The organism is Nostoc sp. DedQUE12b, from assembly GCF_034530835.1.
In the GTDB taxonomy this organism is placed as follows: Bacteria; Cyanobacteriota; Cyanobacteriia; order Cyanobacteriales; family Nostocaceae; genus Nostoc.
Map to the genome: position 1 here is coordinate 69924 of NZ_JAVRCI010000002.1, position 24338 is coordinate 94261.

Annotated in this window: 24 protein-coding genes; 10 read left to right on the forward strand and 14 right to left on the reverse strand. The window is 38.5% G+C overall.

The features are described from left to right. The first annotated feature begins 7 nt into the window (after positions 1-7). A complete protein-coding gene (locus RMY16_RS01290) occupies positions 8-778 on the forward strand; it encodes a hypothetical protein (protein ID WP_322734838.1) in 771 nt (256 codons plus the stop codon). Here RMY16_RS01290 and RMY16_RS01295 read toward each other — a convergent pair. Beyond that, complete coding sequence (locus RMY16_RS01295) at positions 775-1020, reverse strand: hypothetical protein (protein ID WP_322734839.1); 246 nt, start codon at positions 1018-1020, stop codon at positions 775-777. The genes RMY16_RS01290 and RMY16_RS01295 overlap by 4 nt on opposite strands. Before the next feature lie 264 nt (positions 1021-1284). Between RMY16_RS01295 and RMY16_RS01300 the strand changes: the two genes are divergently transcribed. Continuing rightward, positions 1285-2073, forward strand: coding sequence for a response regulator transcription factor (locus RMY16_RS01300; RefSeq protein ID WP_322734840.1), 789 nt, complete (start codon positions 1285-1287; stop codon positions 2071-2073). A 4-nt stretch (positions 2074-2077) separates the two neighbouring features. Here RMY16_RS01300 and RMY16_RS01305 read toward each other — a convergent pair whose 3' ends face one another. The 5 genes from RMY16_RS01305 to RMY16_RS01325 form a co-directional block, all read right to left on the reverse strand. Then, positions 2078-2698 (reverse strand): DUF6753 family protein, encoded by a 621-nt coding sequence (locus RMY16_RS01305; RefSeq protein WP_322734841.1) that lies wholly within the window; start codon positions 2696-2698, stop codon positions 2078-2080. Between the two features lie 55 nt (positions 2699-2753). Further along, positions 2754-3560: a hypothetical protein gene (locus RMY16_RS01310; protein ID WP_322734842.1), complete on the reverse strand. Its 807-nt coding sequence runs from the start codon at positions 3558-3560 to the stop codon at positions 2754-2756. Positions 3561-3583: 23 nt separating this feature from the next. Beyond that, the gene (locus RMY16_RS01315) at positions 3584-4501 is read right to left on the reverse strand and encodes a chromosome partitioning protein ParA (protein WP_322734843.1); all 918 of its coding nucleotides are present in this window, start codon (positions 4499-4501) and stop codon (positions 3584-3586) included. Positions 4502-5715: 1214 nt separating this feature from the next. Beyond that, positions 5716-5865 (reverse strand): hypothetical protein, encoded by a 150-nt coding sequence (locus RMY16_RS01320; RefSeq protein ID WP_322734844.1) that lies wholly within the window; start codon positions 5863-5865, stop codon positions 5716-5718. A gap of 157 nt (positions 5866-6022) precedes the next feature. After that, on the reverse strand, positions 6023-6376 hold the full coding sequence (locus RMY16_RS01325) for a helix-turn-helix domain-containing protein (protein ID WP_094330968.1): 354 nt from the start codon (positions 6374-6376) through the stop codon (positions 6023-6025). A 187-nt stretch (positions 6377-6563) separates the two neighbouring features. On the opposite strand from RMY16_RS01325, the gene RMY16_RS01330 reads away from it, so the two are divergent. The 4 genes from RMY16_RS01330 (at position 6564) to RMY16_RS01345 (ending at position 10180) form a co-directional block, all read left to right on the forward strand. After that, positions 6564-7430: a MarR family transcriptional regulator gene (locus tag RMY16_RS01330; RefSeq protein WP_322734845.1), complete on the forward strand. Its 867-nt coding sequence runs from the start codon at positions 6564-6566 to the stop codon at positions 7428-7430. A 15-nt stretch (positions 7431-7445) separates the two neighbouring features. Then, entirely contained in the window at positions 7446-8831 is a 1386-nt protein-coding gene (dnaB, locus tag RMY16_RS01335) for a replicative DNA helicase (RefSeq protein WP_322734846.1), read from the forward strand. Continuing rightward, positions 8794-9597 (forward strand): hypothetical protein, encoded by an 804-nt coding sequence (locus RMY16_RS01340; protein ID WP_322734847.1) that lies wholly within the window; start codon positions 8794-8796, stop codon positions 9595-9597. The genes dnaB and RMY16_RS01340 overlap by 38 nt, the downstream gene beginning before the upstream one ends. A 319-nt stretch (positions 9598-9916) precedes the next feature. After that, positions 9917-10180 carry an iron chelate uptake ABC transporter family permease subunit gene (locus RMY16_RS01345; RefSeq protein ID WP_416211638.1) on the forward strand — a complete coding sequence of 88 codons (264 nt, stop codon included), beginning with the start codon at positions 9917-9919 and terminating at the stop codon, positions 10178-10180. A gap of 16 nt (positions 10181-10196) precedes the next feature. Here RMY16_RS01345 and RMY16_RS01350 read toward each other — a convergent pair whose 3' ends face one another. After that, the gene (locus RMY16_RS01350; protein WP_322734953.1) at positions 10197-10277 is read right to left on the reverse strand and encodes a hypothetical protein; all 81 of its coding nucleotides are present in this window, start codon (positions 10275-10277) and stop codon (positions 10197-10199) included. An 11-nt stretch (positions 10278-10288) separates the two neighbouring features. Here RMY16_RS01350 and RMY16_RS01355 point away from each other — a divergent pair, with 11 nt between their 5' ends. From RMY16_RS01355 to RMY16_RS01365, 3 genes are all read left to right on the forward strand, one after another. Beyond that, positions 10289-10750: a double zinc ribbon domain-containing protein gene (locus tag RMY16_RS01355; RefSeq protein WP_322734954.1), complete on the forward strand. Its 462-nt coding sequence runs from the start codon at positions 10289-10291 to the stop codon at positions 10748-10750. Between the two features lie 120 nt (positions 10751-10870). Continuing rightward, on the forward strand, positions 10871-13858 hold the full coding sequence (locus tag RMY16_RS01360) for a Tn3 family transposase (protein WP_322734848.1): 2988 nt from the start codon (positions 10871-10873) through the stop codon (positions 13856-13858). Between the two features lie 60 nt (positions 13859-13918). After that, positions 13919-14269: an ABC transporter permease gene (locus RMY16_RS01365; RefSeq protein WP_322734849.1), complete on the forward strand. Its 351-nt coding sequence runs from the start codon at positions 13919-13921 to the stop codon at positions 14267-14269. 272 nt (positions 14270-14541) lie between these two features. Here the strand turns inward: RMY16_RS01365 and RMY16_RS01370 are convergent, their stop codons facing one another. From RMY16_RS01370 to RMY16_RS01400, 7 genes are all read right to left on the reverse strand, one after another. Further along, a complete protein-coding gene (locus RMY16_RS01370) occupies positions 14542-16641 on the reverse strand; it encodes an acylase (protein ID WP_322734850.1) in 2100 nt (699 codons plus the stop codon). A gap of 160 nt (positions 16642-16801) precedes the next feature. Beyond that, positions 16802-18412: a hypothetical protein gene (locus RMY16_RS01375; RefSeq protein WP_322734851.1), complete on the reverse strand. Its 1611-nt coding sequence runs from the start codon at positions 18410-18412 to the stop codon at positions 16802-16804. A gap of 442 nt (positions 18413-18854) precedes the next feature. Beyond that, the gene (locus tag RMY16_RS01380) at positions 18855-19673 is read right to left on the reverse strand and encodes a thioesterase II family protein (RefSeq protein ID WP_322734955.1); all 819 of its coding nucleotides are present in this window, start codon (positions 19671-19673) and stop codon (positions 18855-18857) included. A 97-nt stretch (positions 19674-19770) separates the two neighbouring features. After that, complete coding sequence (locus RMY16_RS01385; RefSeq protein WP_322734852.1) at positions 19771-19998, reverse strand: MbtH family protein; 228 nt, start codon at positions 19996-19998, stop codon at positions 19771-19773. A 318-nt stretch (positions 19999-20316) separates the two neighbouring features. Next, a complete protein-coding gene (locus RMY16_RS01390; protein ID WP_322734853.1) occupies positions 20317-20643 on the reverse strand; it encodes an MbtH domain protein in 327 nt (108 codons plus the stop codon). A 15-nt stretch (positions 20644-20658) separates the two neighbouring features. Further along, positions 20659-20994, reverse strand: a complete 336-nt coding sequence (locus RMY16_RS01395) for a hypothetical protein (RefSeq protein WP_322734854.1) — start codon at positions 20992-20994, stop codon at positions 20659-20661. Positions 20995-21237: 243 nt separating this feature from the next. Beyond that, a complete protein-coding gene (locus tag RMY16_RS01400) occupies positions 21238-21984 on the reverse strand; it encodes a VOC family protein (RefSeq protein ID WP_322734855.1) in 747 nt (248 codons plus the stop codon). 877 nt (positions 21985-22861) lie between these two features. Between RMY16_RS01400 and RMY16_RS01405 the strand changes: the two genes are divergently transcribed. Continuing rightward, positions 22862-23857 (forward strand): DUF3102 domain-containing protein, encoded by a 996-nt coding sequence (locus RMY16_RS01405; protein WP_322734856.1) that lies wholly within the window; start codon positions 22862-22864, stop codon positions 23855-23857. Positions 23858-24338 lie beyond the last annotated feature (481 nt).

Consider the following 24338-nt stretch of genomic DNA (forward strand, 5'->3'; position numbering starts at 1 on the left):
TTTTAGTATGAAAGAACTAATCGAACTTCCAGTAGAAGGTTTAACTCCAGCTATGCAAGCTAGTCTCCTCAGAGAATTGATCAAACAGCTTAACATCCCTGATGATAAATTTGAAGAATCTGCAAAAAAGCCTCCAACTGCTGAGGAAACAAAAGAGGCTGTGCTAAAGTTGAATTCGGAAATTAACAGAATCAGTGAAGTAGTGCAAGATGAAGCAAAAGTAAACTCTACAGAACTTGAACCTATCACTTTTGTTCATCAAGTTAATCAAGAGTCAACTTTACAAGCCGAAGCAAGCCAGTTCACAGGAACCACAATTGAACCAGAGGTTATAAAAAACCCCACAAATAAAAATGACGACAATAATGGCAACCCAGTAGAAGAGAGTCCAGAAAATAGAGTACAATCTATTACCGCAGATTCTCAAATTAGACAGTTTGTTATTCCTGTAATTTTAGACCGCTTAGATATATTTGGAAAATCAGATAAAGAGACACAAGGTATTATTTATAAAAGTGAAGAATATACTGCAAGTATAAAATTAGAAGAAGATTCGCAAACTCTTAACCTTGATAGAAATTTGCCTGATTCCGAACAAAGTCGAGAAGCACTCTTGGCATCTCGTGACAATAACTCAGAAGAGTACTCTATCACCATTAATAATCTCACCAAAGAGGAATTTGAACGTTTCAAGACTCTGTTCAATGAGCAACAAGCACGCCGCGAACAGAGTCAAAAACAATTCAAAAACCAGGATTCTGCTAAAGAACTAGATTAAATCAACCCATACCACACACCATACATAAAAGCTATAAATCCAAAAATCAGCTTTTTATTAAAACTCAGTGGAGTCTTGGGACAAATAACAACCGCAACAGCAAAATAGTAAAAAGACGCAGTAAAGTCAAACAAACTCGTCGGGTTAACAGGCAATCTGCCTAACCCGACCAAACATAGCATCCCTATTAAAGACCAAACAATAATCTTTTCTATCCATCCTAAAATTTTATCGCTCTTCATAAAAAATTATTTATTCCTCCATCAATTCGCTGATAACTATTAAAAGCAGGACTGATAAATAAAGTCATCTAGTAAATAGATTGCTTAATGAAAACTACATAAACTACCCAATAAGTTTGTAAAGTTTTTACAAATAATAATAAAGATTTTAAATAAGCTAATTATTTTATAGTAATTGTAAAGATTAAAAATTCTAAAAAAGGTAAGTGCTATAAGTATTATTATCAGGGACAATACCAATACCAAACCAAAAAAGCATATAATATGAAACCTATTAATGTTGTCATCATTGAAAATGAGAACATATCTAGGATTGGCGCGGCAACAATATTATCTGAAACTGGGAAAATCCAAGTCTGTGGCCTTGCCAAATACGGAAAGCAAGGAATAGAAATTGTTGACACAGAAAAGCCAGATATCGTAATTATAAATATTGATTTACCTGATATCGATGGCATTGATGTAATAAATGTAATTAAATCCAAACACGCATCGATTAAAATCGTGGTTATGACTGCAAATAGCAGTCGAGATACCATTAACGCAGCAATTAGTAATGGCGCAGACTGCTACTACTGTAAAAATAGTGTTAGAGAAGAAGTAGGAGAAAGATTCGTTGAAGCAGTAATGGCTGCGTACAATAATGAATCATGGATTGACCCAACTATTAATCGCATTCTAATTGATAGTCTCAGGTTAAATGAGACACCCGATAGAAATACACTAGATTTATTAAGTGATTTCTCTAATAAAGAAATAACAGTTCTTAAATTAGCTGCCGGAGGCATGAAAAATAATGAAATTGCCAATGTAATGTATGTTTCAGAAGGTACAGTAAGGTCATATCTACATAACTCATTTATCAAGTTAGGAGTCAAAGATAGGTTAAACGCTATCCGCGAAGCAATCCGCCTGGGAATCCTCAGCTTTACAGACATGAAAATCGAAGAAGAAGTTACTCAAGAAACCCACGCAAGAGTCAAAACTAACCAAAAAAGTCAAAAAGATATAGCTAAAACGAGTAATAAGGGATACAAAGGCTGGGTTGCTTAGAAAATTAATCAACTGCAATTATGCAGCCACCTGAATACTTCTTCTGCTGGCGGCAAGTTTTAATGATGGCGGCGTTTTTAACATAAATACTACGCGCTACCTTACCTTCATTGGATTTAGCCCAATCCAGAAGCTTTTTATCTTCGGGTTGTAAGATGGCAGATCCAGAAGCTGCCTGCTGAAAAGTTACACTTCCAGCGATGGTCTTGTGTGTAAAAACACCAATTGCAGTCCCTAAAGCTAGTACAAAACCCAATACCCCGGCTACTTGTGCCAATCGCCAATTACTTACATCGAAGTGAGGCAAAACCCCACCACCTTGCTTAGTCATCTTAACTAAATCCTTCGCCGCTTCTGCGATCGCACTCTTTTGTTGGTGTATAGCCACCTTAGAAGCACTATTAAGCTTATCGTCTACCATATCAGTCCAACCAACCATAAGCGAGTCCAGCCTACCTGGTAACTGCTGCAACGCAAACTGGGTTGTACCTAGTTCGGCGTATAGGTTAAACAAGGGGTCATCAGGCCGAATACCCAATTTAAGTATCCAATCAGTAACCTCTGCTTTTTTTTCTTCAGAATATTCTGCAACAACTTTTTCAACAACTTTTGCAATATTGGTCATAGGTTGTTTAGATAGCCAATTTTAAATCTCACTGTTAATTTGGTAAAACAAATAATTACCATTTCTCAGATTCAACATCTTCAGTTACATCAAGATTGGAAGGACTTTGTTTATTTGCACTTATAGAAGCCAATTCTGCATAGTTTGTACTCAACCCTAGATAATTAGAAGCTATTCCATTAGAAACAATAGAGTTATGAAAATTCTCCATCCAGTTGAATACTATCGAACGCTGAATAGTATTAAGAGGAGAGTTAGTTTCAATCAGTTGAGTATAAGGTAAACTAGCATCCTCAAGCAACTGGTAAAAGTCATTATGCAATCCGCCTAAAACTAGTTCTAAGCCGTTTAATTTTTGAATATCAGCTTGGAATTGACTCCCTTCATAGTATCGAAATTGCTTGCCAAAGTAATGATTTTGGATAATAACATAATCAACCTGACTACCAAAATGCTCATATAAATCCTGAAGATAATCTTCAACGCAGTCTTTACGGTGTGATATCGGGTGCAAGAAAGTAACACGATATCCTAGACAATTAAGATTTTCTATCAGTGAAACATCTCTCTCAAAAAACTTGAATTCTCGGAGGTTTTGACCTGGCATATCAGTCAAAATAACTTCAATTTTTGGAAACATTTCTAAGTCGAGTAATAACCTATCAGAATCACCTCTAGAGAATCCCAAATGGTTTATCTCAAAGCGTTCTGTTTGATACATCGATAGCTTATTGCGATGCCCGTGGTAGAAAACACGCACATTGAGTTTATTTTTCAAGTACAACTCTAGCAATAGCCTAGAAGCTGTAGACTTACCTACACGAGCATCACCCGATGTAATCACAAAACGCTTTCTAAACATAATAAACTAAGCAAACTACTAAATTAAGCAGCTATATTTTCAGATTTTAAATTTGAATCTTGATTTTTAGCTTTTTCTTTTTCTTCATTTTCTCTAAGCTCTTTAGATTTTTCAACAACTGCTGGATAGTAACAATCATCTGGTTGTATATCAAAGCCAAATAAATTAAATGCTGGCTTGATTTGCGCTTCAAACTCAGCAAGCCAAGATTTAATTCTCGACTTAATCACAATATTTGTTCCTTTATGAGTCTGACCTTCATTAAATGTCAGAGCATGGCGGTCAATAAAGTCGTAGGATTTGTAGAATAAATCTGGCATCACAAGTTCTACTAGACCTTCTGCAAGCATATTTTGACGTAGAAAAGCGTCATTGTATCGCTCAAATTTTTCTTCTTCACCATGAAATAAGTTCTTAACAACAATATAATCTACTTGATTTTTACAAAGTTCACGCAGTTTTTCTAGAACATTTATGGAATCAAGAACCCTACTAATCACTGAAACCATCGTAACTTGGCAATTAATATCGGTTTTAAGCACTTCAAAAAATGAAAGTTCTTTGACATAACTTTCAAAGAAACCTCCAGATTGTGCTGGTAAGTCTAATAGCGTAATAGGACAATCACTCTCATCTAAATTAATTAATAAATCGTCAGCACCACCTCTATGAAAGATATCAATGTAACGTATTATCGGTCGGTAGTCTTTTTGAAAATATCTTTCTAACTGAGGATTTCTTAAGTCAGCTTCATAAGTGACACAGGGTAAATTTTTATTAATGTACAGTTGAAATAGCGCTCGTGCAAAGGTGCTTTTTCCCACGCCACCTTTATCACCTGTGACAATTATTAGCCGCTTTTTAGGTTTACTATTATTAATATTGGTTGTATTATCCTCAGACATGGCTTTTTTACCCTTATTGTTTCTATTTGGAGACATAACATTCCTCGACAAAGCAAATACACTTTGTTGATGTAAATCAAAACTTTTAAACCTTATTTTGAAGAAAAGAATTCATTTGTAATAGTTAAAAACCATTTACTATAAGCAACCTTTAACGATAAAACTAGTTGATTATACAGGTTCTCAGCAAACCACATAAAATAGCTATATTCTTCTATGAATACTTCCAGAATAAATAATCAAAAGTATACTTATGCAAAAATGTAAATGCCTGCATCAATTCTAAAATGCTCATATCCTTGCCCTAAAAATTAGCTATATAATGGAGCAAATAAAGTCTCATTATTCAATGAACCCTAACTACTTTGTTTTATGATTGATTTTAGTATGTAACTTTTACCTCAAAAAGCCAATCAACAAAACTTCAATATTTAAGCAACATTTGTTAATATATAAATTAGTAATAAATTTTATTTAGTTTGCCTAAAGTATCATAAAATATGAAAATATATACAAAAATATAGGGAATTTACTCAGCTAAAATCTCCTCCAATCAACTTATAAAAATCACAAAAATTACCAGATGAAAGCGATGCCTAGTGTAAACTCATGGAACGCTACTCAACAAAAAGACGAAGCTACAGATATGCCGGTTTAGAATCAATTTTTTGGTCGGTTGAAAACTTGGATGATGCTTTCTAGTCAGTTTCAGTATCATCATCATCTTCATTTTCCTCAGCAAAAGCTAGTTCAAATACTTCTTGTAACTCCTCCGAATCTATAAGTCCATCATCATTAATGCAAAGGTCTTTTCTACAGTCTTTACAGATAACCTCACCTATTTATGTATAAAGTAAATCGCTAGATGAGCCGCAACTGAAACAATCATAGTTAAACTTATCAAACTTTCCTAAAATTCTAATTGTAATGTTTTTGTCTTCTATGCCGAATTGCTCCATTGCCTATTTGATATCTAGCATAGTTATTTTCTGGTAGATTGAGCTTTGCTATAGCTTTTGATTATCCCTCAAAACTAATCAATAACTACACTTGTGGAATAGTGCTACTGATCCGCAGTTGTTACAGTGCGATCGCTCTTGTGAAAGGTGCGATGCCTACGCTGGTAACTGAGCGCGTCCGTTATGCGGGCTGTTCGGTGTCGCATTTTCCCTTTAAGAGTATCTCATCGCTACCATGCCAAAAAACGAACTAAAGGCATAAGCTTGTTAGCCCCACTTCTCCTCTAAAAATTAATCCGCTCCCTCTGTCTTATCTTCTGAGGAATTCTGGGAAGAAATTTTTTTGGCGATCGCATCCAATATTGTTGATATCTGATCGGGACTATTTAAATTAACTTGGTATACATTCGTAGCATGAACTTGATTACTCCCTATTACCACTTGTAACCCAGGTTCACCCAGCAGATGCAAGATTTAACTTAGCTTTTCCCTCGGCATCCAAGTGATCGCAGTTTTCCATTAATTTTTCTAAAAAATCATCCTCACCCTTATTTACCACAATAAGCGCCTAAGTGTATATGAAAAATTTCTCAGGCTATCATACTGCTACTTGCAGGTCTGTAGTATCCGTATTTTTTCCAGATATGGCCCCTGGTTGTAATACCCAAGCGGCAATCGCTTGGAGTATTTCAGCCTTTTCTTTCGGTGTGGCAGATTCAATTAGTTGAATAGGCGTTAACTCAACCACTCCTATTCTCGCTAGTGCTGGAATTCTACAATTTTCTGGCAGGGCATGAAGGATTTTGAAGTAATTACCAGCTTTTAGGTCGTTTTTGCCATCAAGAAACTTACTAATAGTACTCTCGTGGACACCAGCCCTAACAGAAATCTCTCTTGCTGTTAAGCAACTTTCCCTAATTGCTGTAATTAATATTTCTTGATGTTTATCCATATTGCCACTACTTGCTTTTTTTCAAGTTATTGAATACTATCAAATCTGTCTAGAAAATACAATTTAGCAAAAATCACACTGGCTTAATGGTGCTGGGGTGACAGTTTTGTGAAATTTTAGCGACTTTTACAACAAACTAGCTCTACTTGCATATGCGGGTAAGGGCAAAACTCATTTTATCCATATTATGACAGACACAAAGATTCAGGGGAAGTTCTACCCGCTCCAACATGAAGAATGGCTAAGAGCCTGCCGGGAACTAACCCCAGCACAGAGGGATGTACTCTACTATCTTCGCACTCTCGACCCATACAGCACCGGAATGGAAGTATCACCCTCAAGGATTGCCAAGGATTTATCTACCGCAGAAAAGCCAGTTCACCGCAGTACTGTAGGGCGTGCCCTCAAAGCGTTGGATGAAAAGGGATTTGTCGATATGGAGCTTCTTAAGGTTAAGGTTCACGTTCTCACCAAAGGCTTGCACTGTTGCGATGAGGCAACAAGTTGTGATGAGGCAACAAGTTGCGATGAGGCAACAAGTTGCGATGAGACAACAAGTTGCGATGAGACAACAAGTTGCGATGAGACAACTTTGTTGCCTGACCGCAACTTAGGTGATCATGACGCAACTTGCGCGATCGCTACGCAACTTGCGCGATCGCCACGCAACAAGCACGAGCCAGAAGTATTGCCAGATAAAGATTCCAGCACACCTAAGATTAATAAGACTTATTTAGAATTTATAGACTCTCTCTCAGAAACCGAGCGAGCGAATTTTTTAAATTTTTGTGAGGAAAAGACAAAGAACCTCAGCCAGCCAGTGAACGACATTGAGGCTTGGTTAGCTCACACCACTAAAGCCGGACAGAACCGTTGGGAAGTTTATTACAAAAAATTTGTGACCTACCAACAAGCCGAGTCCAAAAAATCTCAAAGTAGCCGTAGCAGTCAAATGAAAAAGTTTCAAGAGGAACTTGAGCAACAACGACAACAAGCTATGTCCATGTACGGCAACACAAATGAATCAATGGAAGCTTTGCCCAATTCAATCTAAAGTTTCAAGTTGCTTATGACAGAACAACTAAGTTTCCAAGGTGATGGTAGCGATCGCTTACCACCGCAAAATATTGAGGCGGAAGAGGCAATTTTAGGCGGTATCATGCTTGACCCAGAAGCAATAGGTAGAGTGAGCGATTCTTTGATTCCAGAAGCTTTTTACATCAGCGCTCACAAAGATATCTATCAAGCAGCTCTTAGGCTCTACAGTCAAAGTAAACCCACGGACTTGCTTACAGTCACCAGTTGGCTGACTGACCATGATTTACTTACCCGCATTGGCAGGAGAAATAAATTAGCAACTCTAGTAGACCGCACGGTGTCAGCTGTGAACATCGACGCTTTGGCAGGGTTAGTAATGGAAAAATACCTGCGGCGGCAGTTAATCAAGGCTGGCAATGAAATTGTGCATCTGGGTTACGAAACTGAAACCGAGTTACCACAAGTTTTAGATCAGGCAGAACAGAAAGTATTCCAGCTTTCTAACCAAAGCTTTGGTTCAAACACCGAACACAACAGCACAATTAGTATTGCTGCTTACAAGGAATTAGATTCAGGAAGCCCTATCTACTCTACAGGACTTGATGAACTCGATAATTTAATGGTCGGATTTGAAGGCGGTACGCTCACCATAGTTGCGGGTAGACCGTCAATGGGAAAGTCCCAGATTTCGCTACAACTAGCTCTCAAGATGATATTGCTCCACGATTTACCTGTGGCTATCTTCTCGTTGGAGATGACAAAGAAACAATTAGAGTACAGGCTGTGGAGTTTAATTAGCGTCACCAATGCCTACAAACATTTAGGATTAACGCCACTAAGGAGCGATCGCATCCGCAGACATCGAGCTAAATTTCAACCTTTAGCAGATTGGGAATTCACGCTTATTGCCAAAATCGTTGATATTGCCTCAGAACTGCCGCTTTATATGAATGATTCAAGGGGCATCACCGTTTCACAAATTGCATCAGAATGCCGTCAAATTAAGGCCAAAGAGGGAAAACTGGGGTTAGTTGTAGTTGATTACCTACAAATGATGGCAGAAGATTCAGGCGGCAACCGGAGTTATGAACTAGGAGATGTGGCCAGGGGACTTTACAAAATGGCAGGGGAACTGGATGTACCCGTGCTAGCACTGTCCCAAATCTCTAGGGGAGTTGAGGGTAGACAGAATAAGCGCCCAATGATGAGCGACCTTAGCCAGTCAGGAATTTTAGAAATGGTGGCAGACAATATTATTCTCGCTTATCGGGATGAGTACTACAACCCAGACACTACAGAGCAAGGAATATTAGAGCTAATCATGGCTAAAGCACGGCACGGTGAAACAGGTACAGCAACGGTATTTTTTGACAAGTCCTATGGAATTATCCAGAATTTGCGCTCCGGAAATATTTGAGTCCTCAAACTGCTGTCAAAACCATCCGCCTCCTGTATCGGAATTTTTACTGGGGGGTATTGATAATAGCCCTAGTAAAAACTCTGAACAAATAGAAATACCCCCCAGTAACGACAACCCTAGTAAAAAGCCTGAACAAATAGAGATACCCCCAAGTATTGACAACCCTAGTAAAAAGCGCAGAAATTGGGGTGAGGGTAACGGTACTATTCATTGGCGCACCATTACTAGGGGTGGAAAGGACTACCCCCAGGCTTATTATCATTGGCAGGAAAAAGGGAGAAAGAAGACCAAGTACATTCCCAAGCATTTACTTGGGGATATTCAAGAAGCAGAGTTCAAGAAGCGCCCAATTAGAGAAATTTTGGCATTACTGGGTGTTGTGCCTAGCCCTAGTAAAAACACATTACTGGGGGATATCGAAAATAGCCCTAGTAACGATGTCGAGCAATCAAAGATACCCCCTAGTAAAAATAGCCCTAGTAATAATGGCGGACAATCAGAAATACCCCCCAGTAAAGATAGCCCTAGTAAAACTAGACGACACAAAGGATTAGGTAGTGGCTCCATTCAGTGGAAAACCATCACCCTTCACGGCAAAGATTATCCCCAAGCTTGGTATCACTATGAGTTCTGGAAAGATGGCGATCGCTTGGTTAAAAAATGCAAGTATATTCCAAAACGACTATTAAGCAGAATAGAGAAGCTAGAAGCAGATAAAGCGCCAGTCAAAGAGATTTTGTCAATATTGCGAGTAAAATTATAGAAAAATCATTACCTCAGAAAAACTGTGCAAATCGCAAATACCAGGTAATACCAATTCTATTAACAATACCGTTGCCAATTTACGAGGGTTCAACGTCTCTTGTTTTTTACCTAAAGAGTTGAAAAATAGTTGCAATAAGTTTAAAGTAATATCTTAATTTCTCATGCAACACCTAAAAAAATACTTAGCCGAAAATTTGTATATTTAGTTACTTTTTGAAATTTAATAGCCAAATATTTTATCAAAATTATCAATTTGATGGCTAAGAAACAATTAACTGTAGAGAGAATTCATAAATAGAATGATAAAAGCGTCCACAATGTCGCCTAGAGAATGGAAAAAGCCACAATTATCACTCTTTGCTGGTCTAGTTTTGGCACTGGTTATCCTGTTGATTTGCTTGGTATACAGTGTGACGCTTGGTGCAGCAGAAATATCTCTAGACAAGGTTTTGACATCTTTCATAGCCTTTGATGGTTCATACGATCACTTAGTTATTCAAACTGTGAGATTACCGCGATCGCTGATTGCTATCCTTGTAGGAGGAGAGCGATTTTTTTCGGGGGAGATGGGCAAGAATTAATCAAGGGGTTTAAACATTAATCATCCCAAAGCCCCTGAAATTTGGTAGATGCAAGTTCGGTGTAACGAACAGTATGCTGAATATTTTTATGCCCCAAATAACTCTGAATTGTTCGGGTATCAATCCCTATACGTCAAAAGAATACGCACCAGCTTGGGCATAAGTCAAACTGAACTTGCTCTCATTGCCGGGATTCATCTTCAAAGTCTGGGTAAGATTGAACGCGCTATGACTACCAAACTCAATAGCAAAAGTCAGCGTGGGTTAGCTTATGCATTGCAAATTCCAAGCGAGTATCTTGATGCTGCTGTTCGTGGTACACCGATAGGAGCGTCCGATTCCCTCAAGTTCTGTCCTCACTGCTGGCAACCTGGTACTCCGCCAGAGGAAATTTGGTTATTAGTGCGATCGCAATGCTGTTTTCTTTGCGGTACTCGTTTACGCAATAGCTGTGCTAACTGCAACGAGCCGATTACGTCTTTGAAGTTTCGTTTTTGTCCTTACTGTGGCAAGACATACAAAGAATCAAATGATTCTGAATCTCAAACCAAATCACCCAAGAAAAATTGAGTCTGCATATTTTAACTTGTTAAGCACTTAAAGATTGCATGTTGAGATAGTGCAACTTGTAGGCGCAACAGCTTATATCTATAAAAGTAATACCAGTATGGACAAGCCATCAATACCAAAGTGACATCAATTGAACGTACCGCTTACCCTAGATTCAAACGCCAATTTACCACCAAAGAACTTACCGAGATTTATACTCCAACTAAATCCGAAATTGCTTTCGCTTACAATACGACGAAAGGTGAAAGTAATATTTTGAGTCTGCTCGTCATCTTAAAATCATTCCAAAGACTGGGTTATTTCCCATCGATTGCAGATATCCCACTGAAAATCATTAACCATATTCGTAGTCATTTAAAATTGGCTCTTGATATTGTTGTGAGTTATGAAAATAACAAAACAATGTACCGACATCGAACAGCTATCCGCGAATATCTTCAAGTTAAATCTTTTAATCAAACTGCGCTACATTTAGCGGTATCTGCGGTGAATGAATCAGCCCAGGTGATGGATAACCCTGCCGATTTAATGAATGTCGCTATTGCCGAACTGATTAAAAATAGATATGAGTTACCAGGATTTAATACATTAAATAGATTAGTACACCGAGTTAGAAATGTAGTCAATCAAAACCTATTTAGGTTGGTACTTAGTCGCCTAAGTAACGATTATAAACAACGTCTACTCGACCTTTTAGATAATCATCCAGTAGAATATAGAAGTCTCTACAATAATCTCAAGCAACTTCCTAAACGCCCGACCCGCAATCACCTCAATGATTTAATTGTACATTCAATCTGGCTTGATTCCTTGGGAGATATTAAACCACTCCTTGCTGATATGACAGCAGCTAAGATTCAACACTTTGCTGCCGAAGCGAGAGTATTAGATGCGAGTGAAATCAAAGAGTTCAATTTGCCAAAACGAATTACTCTAATATTATGCCTGATTTACTCGGCAAGCGTGATGACGCGAGATAACTTGGTTGAGATGTTTCTCAAAAAAATGCAGTTAATTCATAATCATGCTAAAAGAGAGTTAGAACTTATCAAACAAAGATATCAATCAACGGTTGAGAAGTTACTGGGGGTGTTCAGTAATGTTCTACAAGTATTAGTTGATGAATCGCCAGAAGTTGGGACTGTCGTTAAGGTCGATAAAGTTGATAAGGTAGAGCAAGTTAATCAAGTACTCATTCCATCAGGTGGTGCGGAAAAACTATTAAGTGAATGTGAAGCGATAAATGCCTATAAGGGAAATAATTATTTTCCCCTATTGTGGCAATTTTATAAAAGTCACCGCAGTACTTTTTTCCGGTTGCTAGGTGCTTTGAAGTTTTCATCCACTACCAACGAACAAAGTGTAGTTGAGGCATTGAATTTTATTTTAGAAAATCAGTCGCGGCGTGGTCAATTCTTCAATAATACTATTGATTTAGATTTTGCTTCTCCTCAATGGCAGAAACTTTTATTCGTCGAACAAGGAAACAAAACTAAAATTGTGCGTCGCCATCTGGAAGTTTGTGTTTTTTCTTACTTAATGGCTGAATTGAGGTCGGGGGATATTTGTGTCAAGGGAAGTGAGAATTACGCTGACCACCGAGAACAGTTGTTGCCTTGGTCAGAATGTTTACCATTGATTGACCAGTATTGTGGGGATTTGGGTTTTGCTTCGGATGCAGTTGGTAATGTTTACCAACTCAAGTCTTTGTTGACTGATACGGCATGTCTTGTGGATGCTGGTTATCCAGATAATCGTCAACTTGTGATTAATGATTTGGGTGAACCTGTATTAAAAAAATCTCCGCGTCATGATTTGAGCCCATCAGCTAAGGCTTTACTTGATGCTGTGGAAGAACGATTTGGTGAACGTAATCTAATTGATATTCTGCGGAATGTTGATTATTGGACTAATTTTACACGCCACTTTGGGCCGATGAGCGGCAGCGATCCGAAGTTAGAACGGGCGACGGAACGTTATTTGTTGACTAGTTTCACTTATGGTTGTAATTTGGGGCCGACTCAAGCTGCAAGACATATGCGGGGTATTGTCACAAGCAAGGAAATATCGTTTGTTAATCGCCGTCATGTGAGTGTGGATAAATTGAATGCAGCCCTTGTGGATATTATTAATCGCTACAATGTTTTAAAGCTTCCGAGCATTTGGGGTGATGGGACAACTGCGGCGGCTGATGGGACTAAGTACGAACTCTACGAAGAAAATTTACTCTCTGAGTATCATATCCGCTATGGTGGCTACGGAGGCATTGCTTACCACCATGTTTCTGATACCTATGTGGCGCTATTTAGTCATTTTATTTCCTGCGGAACCTGGGAGGCTGTTTATATTATTGAGGGTTTGTTAAAAAATCTTTCTGATATTCAGCCTCATACGATTCACGCAGATACTCAAGGGCAATCAACGCCTGTGTTTGCATTATCACATATGTTGGGGATTAAGTTAATGCCCCGGATTCGGAATTGGAAAGATTTAAATTTCTTCCGCCCAGATAATGATACGGTTTACAAGCATATTGATTCTTTGTTCAAGGATGCGATTGATTGGGAGAAAATTCAAACCCATTGGCAAGACATTTTACAGGTTGTACTTTCGATTCAAACTGGCAAGATTTCCAGTGCGGTATTGTTACGAAAGCTGGGAAATTATAGTCGTAAAAACAGATTATACCAAGCTTTTCAGGAGTTAGGACGGGTAATCAGGACGGTATTTCTGTTGCAATATATTTCGGATATGAAGTTACGACAACAGATTACTGCGGCAACGAATATTGTTGAGTCTTATAACGGTTTCTCGAAGTGGTTTTTCTTCGGTGGTTTTGGGGTTATTGCTAATAATGACCCAATTGAGCAGGAGAAGATTGTTAAATATAATGATTTGGTTGCTAATGCTGTGATCTTTCACAATGTTGTGGATTTGACTGAGGTTTTGCGGGATTTGCTGAAGTCTGGTTATTTGATTACTCGTGAAGATGTGGCGGCGTTGAGTCCTTATATGACGAGTCATATCAAGCGTTTCGGCGATTACTTGATTGATATGGAGACTGTGCCGAATTTGTTGGATGATGACAAGCTCTTAGTTTTGGCTTGAGAAATTGTGAAGGTAGGTCTGGTAGGGGTTGTAGAGTTTTTGTTTACATAACTTTACAACGTGTCCCATTTTGCACGTATCCCGGCTGTACCCCAAATAGAGGCACTACTGACTTTGGGCGCAACCCGTTGGGAAGCTGCACATCAAACTATTAAAGAAGCCCTCAGAACAGGAATGATTCCTACTATTAACTCAATGATGGTGATGGGATTAGTTAGCCTACCAGGAATGATGACTGGTCAAATTCTGGCTGGGGCTAGTCCTAATGATGCCATACGTTACCAGATTGTGATTATTTTTGCACAGGCATCAGGAACAGCGATCGCGACAATCGGCGTTGTTATCCTAGCTTTTCTGGCTCTGTTTAATCGAAATCATCAGTTTACACATTTGTTAAGTAAGCTTGGTTAGCTGGATTTTTATTTCCTCTACAAAAGACAAAATATATCAGGCTTAACTTGCAGTTTTTTTAAAGGAGCGATCGCTCGCAAATCCTGCCCATTGGTAATGGTGTCCAAAAATTTGGGTCGCTCCGAAATAGAGTGAGTTCCAGACTGGATAATAATTTTGGGGATTTTTGCGCTCTCGCAGAGCAAGCATTCAACCATAAAACTAGTCAGATTCTGGGTTCGGTAACTCCCTCACGAATTACGTCAGTCCTCCTAATCGGCGTTGACGTGATTTCAAAAAGCCTGACGTTCTTCTAAATGGGCTAAAATATCAGAGCGCTTATGCCAAGCTGGACGCAACTTTTGATTAGCGAACATCTGTAACTGATCGCCAATATGGGGCGAACCGGGTTGACTAGCATTGCCATAACTGTTAAGTACCATTGCCCGCACTGGCTGAGAAAATTCCACCGCCGCCACAAAAGAATCTCCACCAACAGACTTAAAACTTCCATTTGACTGTGGTGAAAACCAGACGCTGCGGAAGATACCGAGAGGATCTGGGGCACCATTGGCAGGTAAATTTATACCATTATAATCTAGCTTAAAAACCTCTCCCCATGCTACATCTAGCTTTCCATAGGTCTTTTGTACTTGAGCCGCTGCTGCTTTTAGTTTGGCCACTGCTTCTTGAGGATTAGCTAAACCATCAGGTGTAGTGCGCGGTTTGTTTTCACTCCAAGGTATACTAAATACCTTGTGTAAATCTATTTGTTGTACCCAAGTTGCAAATAGTACCGCACCCTTGCTATTGGCATTTGCTTTTTTGTCCCAATTTGCTAACACATTAGCTGCATCTTTCGCTAATTCACTTCCATTTTCTCGGGCTGCGGGGATTAAATCATCCAAGATGCGATCTGCTAGTTCCATACGAGTTGAGTGTTTATATCCCACCATCTCATCAAAAGTGATTTTTTCATCCTCAAAGAGCATTCTGGCAGAACGCTGCGCCCGGAAATCCATAAAACGTGGTGCCATGTAACGGGGGTATTTATCTGCCTTGATAGCAGTAGGAAATGTGGTTGTCCAGGGTGGGTCGTTAGCATTTTGCAACCAGCCACTTTTGGGGTCAACTATGCGCGGTAAATCTTGATAAGGGTGAATTTTTGTCCATAAGGTTTCAGAAGTGTTACCTGGGATAATACTTTGCCAGTATTGAAAGTCACCTTTTTTTCTAATGGGAACTTGACCGTTGAACAGGTGCATAATATGACCGTATTTATCTGCATATATGACCGTAAACATCGGCAGTTGCAAGCGTTTGAGTGCAGCTTCAAACTGGGAAAGGTTTTTTGCCCGTGCCATATCCCACCATTCTTCGAGTACATAAGGCCTATCAAGACCAACCACCCGCAACGCCACAGCTTGATTACCTGTTTGTGATATGACAGTCCCGTGAACAGAATGTTTTACGATTAAGGGTTCTGTTTTCAGAGTGCCGTCTTTTTGTTTGACTTTTAATGAAAGGGTTGTTGTCTCAAACGGTAAGACTTTGCCATCGAAGCGATAACCATTATCAGCTAAGTTGAGTTTGTAAGCATCCCAGCCGTCGTGAGTGTTAACAGTATGAGTCCAGCCTAAATTATTATTGAAGGCGATCGCTAACACGGGAATGCCCACAAGTGCAGCTCCATAGGCATCAAACCCTGGAGCAGTGATTTGCGCTTCATACCATAAAAATAAGTCTGACCAAGGCAAATGGGGATTTGCTAACAACATTGCCTTACCACTGGCAGAACGTTTAGGTGCGATCGCCCAACCATTAGATCCTGCTTTTGATTCCTGCTGTTTAATACCTCCAATCGTTTCTGGGTCAACAACAAAAGTAAAATGCAGAACTCGATGTAGATGAGCCAGCACATCTTCTGCTTTGACTGGCAATACCACTTTTACTTCATCATCAATTAATTTGCCATGCTCCTGAGCATAAGCATTGATTCCAGCAGCAAAAGCATCCAGATAATTGCGAAAAGCTGGACTTTGTAATTTGTACCAAGAACGAGCGCGATCGGGGACTCCCATAGTCAGTACCCAACGATCTGACTCTAAATATTTTTCTCCCCAGTATTGGGCAGCCCGTCCTCGTGCTTGACCATAAAGACGTAAAACCAGATTACCGTGACTTTGCATTTGCGCCCAACCAAATGCTTGGAATGCACTTTGGGTATCCTTACCAAAAATATGGGGTACGCCATAAGTATCCCAAAGTATTTCAGTGGATGTCGCTAGTATCGCTCCATTCTGGAGTACCACAACTAAGGCAAAGATCAAACCGAGTATAAACGGTAAAACACGGAATACTTTTCTTGTAAAAACTCTCACTAAATAGCGCATATTTTAGTTTTTTAATTAATAAAGAGAATGTAAATAGCCTCTAATAATGATTTAGGCTTGCTATATTAATATCATAGTTATAAGAAACAAGTTTAAAATTTAAATATCATGTTTTAGGTAATAAAATTTTAGTCAATTATGTTGATATTTAGTATTTTCATTATTGTCTCTTAACTATAATTCGCTCAACAATATCTTCCGGCAGTTTATAAAAACTAGCAATCTCACTAATAGTAGCAACTTCTAGCTCAAACATATTCCTAATCTCCAAAATTTGCTTATTATTAAGGATTTTTCCATCCAAATTATCTAGATTTGTACCAGATGTCTCTGGCTGACCAAACTCATAAATTCGTAACCCTTCTTTATATGGGAGTGTGCCTTGTATATATGCACACTCAACCCAAATCAATGCTTCTTCACTACGATTCTTGCCTACAGGACAAAGACGGTAATGCCTTCTTCTGTGGTAACTACTAAACTGCCTTTTAGGTTCAGTACTACTGACCACTTCTGATAGTTGAAAGTTATCAACTTTACCTATTTCATCACTCGAAAAAACTCCTGTTTTACAACTACGCTTACCGCATATTTTAACTAGTGAATATCCCTGCTTATCTATTTTTAAAAGTGCTTTACTCCTTGTATTTGCATCATCTGATTCTAATTCTTTACGTAAATTATTGGGAACAAATCCAGGTATTTGTTCTGAAATATCTTCAGTTAACCGATAATTAGTTGTGTAAAATATAGCATTTATAACTAGTTTGAGAATCTGTAATATAAATTTATGACACTTAATATCATGAAATTCTTCAAATTCATAGAATAAAAGATCGTTCAAGAATTCTATATTAAAATTAACATCAATTTTATCAAGTAAATTATTCTCCTCTAGATAATGAAATATGGCTTTTTTATGAGAGGCAGAAGTATCTATTATCTCCCAGTCTAAAGCTTCACCAATAGTTGTATCTGGATTAATTAAAGGAATTTTTACAGAAAGTGCTTCAGTCGGATACTCCAGCCAATTATCACTCAAAACTGGAAATTCTGGAGAACCAATTAATGCTAATTCAAAACCACCACTAGCTATTTCTTTTACATATACCCCCTCCAAGTAATATTTATTTATTTGCTTAGTTTTTGTTGACAACGAACATAAAAATTCACTGTTGACCACATGTCCAAGTTCTAACTCTAAATCTTTTTGCAAACCAAAATGTAAATAAAAAGCTGGATATGGCAGTTTGACATCGCGTAAAGGAATGTTTTCTATATTTGTATTCTTAAAAGACTCTAATAAACATTGAGGAAAATCAAAAATATTTTTGCCTAAGTTATAAAAGTTTATAAAATCTAATGCCAACTTTAATTCATGGAGAATGTTGGCTCTCCAAGTGTAGACAACAGGTGAATATTCATCATCAATTATCTCTGTACCTAAAGATTCTGGATTGAGAACTTGATTTGTCACTTCTGTGAAAGTCTTTTTCAGATATTTTGCATAAGTTGTATTACCAGGAGTGTCGCATACTATCTCAGTAAAAAATTCATAAAAATCAGTTTGCAATGTACTAGTATTAAATATCTCGGTTGAAGGTAAAACAGCAAAATCTACTAGTTGATCGGCATATATTTTTTGATATTTATTGACAAATTTAGGTAAATACCTGCGAACTAGAGCATACCGATAAGGAAAATACTTTTGTTGTCTTTGAAATCCCTTAAGAGTCTTAGAATCGATTCCCAATAATGAAGAGGTACTCATATGCAATCCTAATTAACAAATTTCTTGTACCAACAATATTCAATATCGCTTATGGGGTAAGCGGAAGTGAAAAATTTGTAAAAATATGCCTTTAAAGTATTGTATTTGGTTGATTAAAACAGAATTTAGTAATCATTATTCAGTATGAATTTGAATCCTAATGTCGAACCCGAAGAGCGGATGAATAAGTGTGAAATACTGCGCTAAATCGTTCAAGTAAACTCTCTGGCAGGAGAAATTTAGCAGTCTATAATTAGCTGCGATTCTGTAGCAAGAACCCGTAGGATATCTGCCACTTTCTTGTTCTGAATTCTTGCTCAAACAGGTGAAATCTTTATTTGCCATCTGCTCAAGGATTGTGTAAATACTGATTGAAAAAATCTTAGTGGATAATAGATTCTACTAATTAGAAATGCAAGGCAAAATCAAGAACAATACAAAGTCAATCAGAATTCAACTGTAAACGGTTTATTTTACTGGTAATTTGCTGTAGTTCTTGAGAAAGTGACTGTAGCAGGAGTGATTGGGCTGAGTGTAAAAAGAAATGATCGCCCTTGAACATTTGTAGTGAGAATGCAGCATTTGTCTGCTCGCGCCAAGCTTGAAGTTCATCACAATTGACCTCTTGATCCTGTAAGCCACCAAAAGCAGTAATAGGACAATCAAGTGGTGGCTCAGTAGTATATACATAAGTTTCTAGAACTTCAAAGTCTGCTCGTAGAATTGGGACAAGAAGTTGCATTAATTCGGCATTTTCCAGCAGTGCTTCGGGAGTACCATTGAGACGGCGTAGTTCTTCTATGAACTCAGGCTCACTGAGAGCATGGATAGGTGGATCTGGATCGGGAATTTGTGGAGCGTGGCGGCCGGAAACAAACATATGTACTGGTTCAAGACCGTACTGTTTGCGGAGTAAACGGGCTAGCTCAAAACTAACAACTGCTCCCATACTGTGACCAAAGAAGGCGAATGGCTTGTTTAAATGTGGAAGTAAGGCGGGAGCAAATTGATTCCTTGTCAGCGCTTGGGCGATCGCACCGACAAGAGGTTTTAGCCGCGAGAATGGGGCTGACTTCATCTGGGTTCCTCGTCCAGGAAGTTCAATAGAGCAAACTTCCACAGTTTTAGGTAGACTCTCGGCCCACGTGCGAAAAATGATAGAACTACCACCTGCATAGGGAAAGCAGAATAAACGCACTGAAGCATGAGGATTAGGTTTGGTATATGTTAGCCAGGAGTTAAATGTTTGTGCAGTTGTCATACTTTCATGTCGAATTTCTGTTGCTTCGGTCAAGAGTCCAGAGTTTTTTGACCCTTCACTCTTGACCTTGGACAACCTTTACGAAAAATCAAATGTGTTATGATTTACTTCCAGCAGCTTCTTCCATTTTCTTGCGAAGGCTAAGTGGTCTCATATCAGTCCAAACTTCTTTGATGTAATCTAGACATTTTTGTTTCAAACCACTTTTGCCAGCATCCTTCCAGCCGAGTGCGTTTTCTCTGTCAGCAGGCCAAATGGAATACTGTTCTTCATGATTGACTACAACTTTATAAATTGTTGTGTCTTCTTTGTCGTCTTGGTACATAATTGCTGTCCGTGGTATTTAATTGGCTATGTTTTCTAAGATTTGATAATCCAGTACTTTACTATAAGAAGTTAGTAGTCGGTGGCTCTAGTCGTCATTTAAGCCAATAAAGTGCTTACTACTAACTCGTTTAACCTGTCATAATCACACTTGGGAGATTACGAGTACTAACTGCCTGTAATTCCTAATACTCGCTTGAAGGCGAGAAGGAAACTACGTAATTAAGTTTGGGCAAAAGTTTCAGGCATTTAAAATGGGTGGCTTATTTACCTCAATGTCTACTAATCCATCTACCTTAATAATTTACACGGGGAAATCTCACGATTCCACTGATTCAAGGTGTCCCTTACCTTCTAAACTTGCCAGTTCAATATCTGCAATACATCGAATTTTCACGTAATTCAATGTCAAGTTCCCAACCAGATGAACCCTCCCTGTTTGATGCTCAAAGTCAGCTTCTTGCAAATTAGATGCTTCTGGGTCGAGTCTGACACCTAAATCAGTACCTCCGCTAGTATTTGTGAATTTGATATGTACGTACCCTCGGTCAATACTTTCTTTCAGTGCTATAGCTGTTTTTTCCGGTCGTAAGCTTGCTTCAACAGGATGTTCCCCGGATGACAAACGTTGCACTAATTCATTCATACAGATGTCTCCCTCTTAAGAATCACTTTTGTTTTGATTTGTTGATGCTTGTACTTTTACTGGCTCGTAGACTGGAATCTCAAATGCTAAGGTTTTGTGGCAAAACTCTTTCCATTCGGGAGTTATATTGTCAAAAATGATATTCTCATCCTTGAAGATCCCATCAGTCACTAGGTAATTTTCTTGTAGGTAAAGAAAGTCATCATCAGTTAACTCTCTATTACTTTCGACTTCCTTACCCTCAACTGATTTGTTTTCTCTTTTTGCATTTTCAGCATACTCAGTCCACTGACTGAACTCACGTAATTTTTTCAAAGAGTAAGCTTTGCAATATTTTCCCATTGTTGCCATAGTAATACCTCAGTTCACATTCTTTTCGCCAGTGATGTTATCAGGCTATGTTTTAACAAAACAGAATTCAGGAGTCAGAATGGGCTAAACCTTAGCTATCCGCTAACAGAATTGAATTCTGAATGATAAAGCGAATAAATAAAGGGGTTTAAGTCCTCCACTAAATCTGCATGTTTAGTGGTCAACTGTCGTAGTGGCGGGTCTGAATCCCCCACTTTCTTGTTCTGAATTCTGCATTCTTCTTCAATATTTCAACAAAATTGGCAGAATTGGTCGTGCATCGAGATTTTTTTCTCTGATACCCTCGTCAAAGGTCAACTCTAGTAGTGGAGATTCTCCTCGTTCAATAGCGACAGCACTATGTGTACTAAGCAGAGACATAGCATCAGTCAAATGTTTGTCGCTATTAATTGTGATTTTTACGCTCGTTAGTTTTTTGACACCCAAAGGATGAGAAATTAACTTCTGATGCGCTGTTAATGATGGATCAAGCCAAGCTGTCAGAGCAATACTATCAGGAATCATAAAGCAAAAAGGTTCTTCCTGATTCACAAGATTTTCTGCTGCAAAACTAATAGACATCTGCGTAGGCGTAGCCCGCCGTAGGCATCGCATCCACTCAGACCAGTATAAAGTTGAATGGGATCGCAAGTTGCCATGATTAAACTTCCTACGTAGAGCGATACCAAAGGGTGATGCTCTTGTATGCTGCCCATGAAGACGACTTAGGGTATAAACGCCTGTGTGTACAGACTGTTGTTCTACTAAATGTTTATCTTCTATCCAAATTAACTCAAGATAGGTATTCTCAAAAAAAATTATTTTTGAGGCTGTTCCTTGTTTGAAATGTTGCACCGTCTGATTAGAGCAGTGAAGACCAAGTTCTTCAAGAACTGAGATACTTTCAGTGTCTTTGGTCGTACAGACAAAAATGTGGTCTACCTCTAGAAAAAAATCATCCACGCTTAACTGGGGTGATGGTGTTTGCATAGCAACTAATTCTCAGCTTTAATTTTTCTTGCTGGACTCAAATCTAGACTCTAGCTAGATAAAGAGATTTGCCTTGCTCAGGAACCCATGTGTGGAAAGTTAACTCTTAGTATCTAAAAGTTATGCCTTAGAAACTATTTTGGGTAAACTCTATTTACTCGTACTAAAACAAGTGGAGTTGTTGGAAGTGTAATAGATTACTTATCCCACAGGTGTTGTGCCACTAGTTAGGAATATTACTTAAGTTGAACTATGCATAATTTGGTATTAGAAGCTAGTTTTTACTTTTTGTCATTGTCAATAAAGTCAGTTCACTAGATCCAAAAGTTTTGCAAACTAAAAAAAGAATCAGGGTTTATGCCCATGTTTGGAAAACTGGCAATGATCAGTGGTTGCGATGGCGCAAAGCACCCGCAATATGCGACCTCAGTCAATCCATAACAAGGTTAGCCAACAGATAGATTCTAAGGTGATTTTAGAGGATTGTATTCCCCATCCCAAATCAAGGGCTGGTAAGACCTTTGGAAAACTTTTTGATCTGCTGAATTTATTTAATAACAAAGATTATCATTAAGTTGAGAAAATATCAAGCAACTTACTTTACGTCTTCCCTCATTCTTCTCCTTCTTGAGCGTGATTATTATTCTTGTTATGAAAAACTATGCCCACAAGGGGAATGGGGAGCAGAGGTAGAGGGCAGAGAGGAAAGACTTACTGCCTTATACCTCTGTATCTTATGCCTATGGCACTTTCAATAAATTTATTTCTATATTTAGACGTATTGACAAAAAACATTTAAATTTAACTTTTCACGGATGATAATTAATTCAAAATTAACTATGATAAATTTTGTGTAGAAAATAATTTAGATAATATTGTGAGCAAGTTAAAAAAACAGAGCGAAGTAGTCACTGGCTTCGACTATGAAATTTTGGATTCTGAACAGCGAATTGTTGTTCAGCAACGAACAGGAGAAATTAAGGAGCGCTTACGACGTTCCGCACAGGATATTTGGGAAATTGGTCAGAAGTTGACTGACGTGCGTTCTCGGCTCAAACACGGACAGTTTGAGACTTGGCTGAAAGCTGAGTTTGGTTGGAGCCGACGGACAGCTTACAATTTTATTAACGTTTATGAAACATTGGCTGAACGTGCAAATTTTGCACAAATAGATATTGCCACGTCTGCACTCTATCTTTTGGCAGCACCATCAACTCCACAAAACGTGCGCGAGGAATTTCTACAACGTGCTCAGGAAGGCGAAACCATAACTCATAAGAGTATTCGTCAAGTAATTGAGGACGAGAAATCACAGTCTATCTCTACTCCTGCTTTGCCTGAGCCATCACAACCACTCACTTCTAAGAAGCCGGAAATCCTGGCTATCATTCCCAAGGAGCCGATTAAAGTTGAAACACCAGCATTAGAGGTGACTATAGCAACGTCATCCTCAGTCTCGCCTGTTGTTGTGAATCTTAATGAAATTCAGTCAAGTTGGTTTTTACTAGAAAAGCAACATTTTGTCTTCTGTGGTGATACAGCTTCACCACAATTCATCGAGCGCATACCCTTTGCGGCTCTTGCCATTGCCATTACCTCCGATGACTGGGATCATGATTGGTTAATTGAACGGGCGAAAACTGTGATTATCTTTCCGGAATCAGATTTAAAGGAGCAGCTGATTGAACAGCTAATCAAGATGTTTTCGGCATCTGGGGATATAGTGATTTTTCCCTGGCTACCAAGTAGGGATATGATAGAAATGGCTCATCAGCTAAATAGGCGAGTATTTGCGGGAGATCCCAGCATTGAGCGTTGTCGTCAGGCGATCGCACAGTCCCAATTAAAATCTCAGCCATTGGACTATCCTTAGACTACGGAATTTCATCTTCAGCTAAAATCAGGTCGTTGAAAGCCGCAGACTGTTTCCAGCCGTTGGCATCTATCAAAAGTTATAGAATATTTTGGTAATAGTCTAAAATGACACATCTTTTAAATATTGATAATTATTCCCTATTAATTACAGGATTGCCAAATACCACAATCCCTAGTAATGTAAGAAAGTCTAAATGAAAATAACTAGCAATATAGAAGCTTACACGGCTGACTTACTAATTTTGCCCTGTCTTCCATAGAGCAATTGAGGTTTGTTCAAGAGTTTTCCCAATTGAATTAAATAATTCTGTAAAAACGCCATTTTGAGTAAGAAAGAGGTCTGTCTGTTTAAGGTTTGCTGTATTTAAGTGGATTTTTAAACTAAGATACCCACAATAACTGACTCCAACCCTTGTTCAGCCAGGATTGAGTGTGAGATTAATTTTGCCACTATTGTTTGCCTATATCTGATTAACTAA

Coding starts and splice junctions, on each gene's coding strand:
- RMY16_RS01315 (WP_322734843.1), bottom strand. CDS start 4,501: ATGTCTCCAAATAGAAACAATAAGGGTAAAAAAGCCATGTCTGAGGAT.
- dnaB (WP_322734846.1), top strand. CDS start 7,446: ATGACAGAACAACTAAGTTTCCAAGGTGATGGTAGCGATCGCTTACCA.
- RMY16_RS01385 (WP_322734852.1), bottom strand. CDS start 19,998: ATGTACCAAGACGACAAAGAAGACACAACAATTTATAAAGTTGTAGTC.
- RMY16_RS01290 (WP_322734838.1), top strand. CDS start 8: ATGAAAGAACTAATCGAACTTCCAGTAGAAGGTTTAACTCCAGCTATG.
- RMY16_RS01325 (WP_094330968.1), bottom strand. CDS start 6,376: ATGGATAAACATCAAGAAATATTAATTACAGCAATTAGGGAAAGTTGC.
- RMY16_RS01380 (WP_322734955.1), bottom strand. CDS start 19,673: ATGACAACTGCACAAACATTTAACTCCTGGCTAACATATACCAAACCT.
- RMY16_RS01310 (WP_322734842.1), bottom strand. CDS start 3,560: ATGTTTAGAAAGCGTTTTGTGATTACATCGGGTGATGCTCGTGTAGGT.
- RMY16_RS01370 (WP_322734850.1), bottom strand. CDS start 16,641: ATGCGCTATTTAGTGAGAGTTTTTACAAGAAAAGTATTCCGTGTTTTA.
- RMY16_RS01300 (WP_322734840.1), top strand. CDS start 1,285: ATGAAACCTATTAATGTTGTCATCATTGAAAATGAGAACATATCTAGG.
- RMY16_RS01345 (WP_416211638.1), top strand. CDS start 9,917: ATGTCGCCTAGAGAATGGAAAAAGCCACAATTATCACTCTTTGCTGGT.
- RMY16_RS01305 (WP_322734841.1), bottom strand. CDS start 2,698: ATGACCAATATTGCAAAAGTTGTTGAAAAAGTTGTTGCAGAATATTCT.
- RMY16_RS01395 (WP_322734854.1), bottom strand. CDS start 20,994: ATGGCAACAATGGGAAAATATTGCAAAGCTTACTCTTTGAAAAAATTA.
- RMY16_RS01340 (WP_322734847.1), top strand. CDS start 8,794: ATGGAATTATCCAGAATTTGCGCTCCGGAAATATTTGAGTCCTCAAAC.
- RMY16_RS01390 (WP_322734853.1), bottom strand. CDS start 20,643: ATGAATGAATTAGTGCAACGTTTGTCATCCGGGGAACATCCTGTTGAA.
- RMY16_RS01330 (WP_322734845.1), top strand. CDS start 6,564: ATGACAGACACAAAGATTCAGGGGAAGTTCTACCCGCTCCAACATGAA.
- RMY16_RS01375 (WP_322734851.1), bottom strand. CDS start 18,412: ATGAGTACCTCTTCATTATTGGGAATCGATTCTAAGACTCTTAAGGGA.
- RMY16_RS01400 (WP_322734855.1), bottom strand. CDS start 21,984: ATGCAAACACCATCACCCCAGTTAAGCGTGGATGATTTTTTTCTAGAG.
- RMY16_RS01295 (WP_322734839.1), bottom strand. CDS start 1,020: ATGAAGAGCGATAAAATTTTAGGATGGATAGAAAAGATTATTGTTTGG.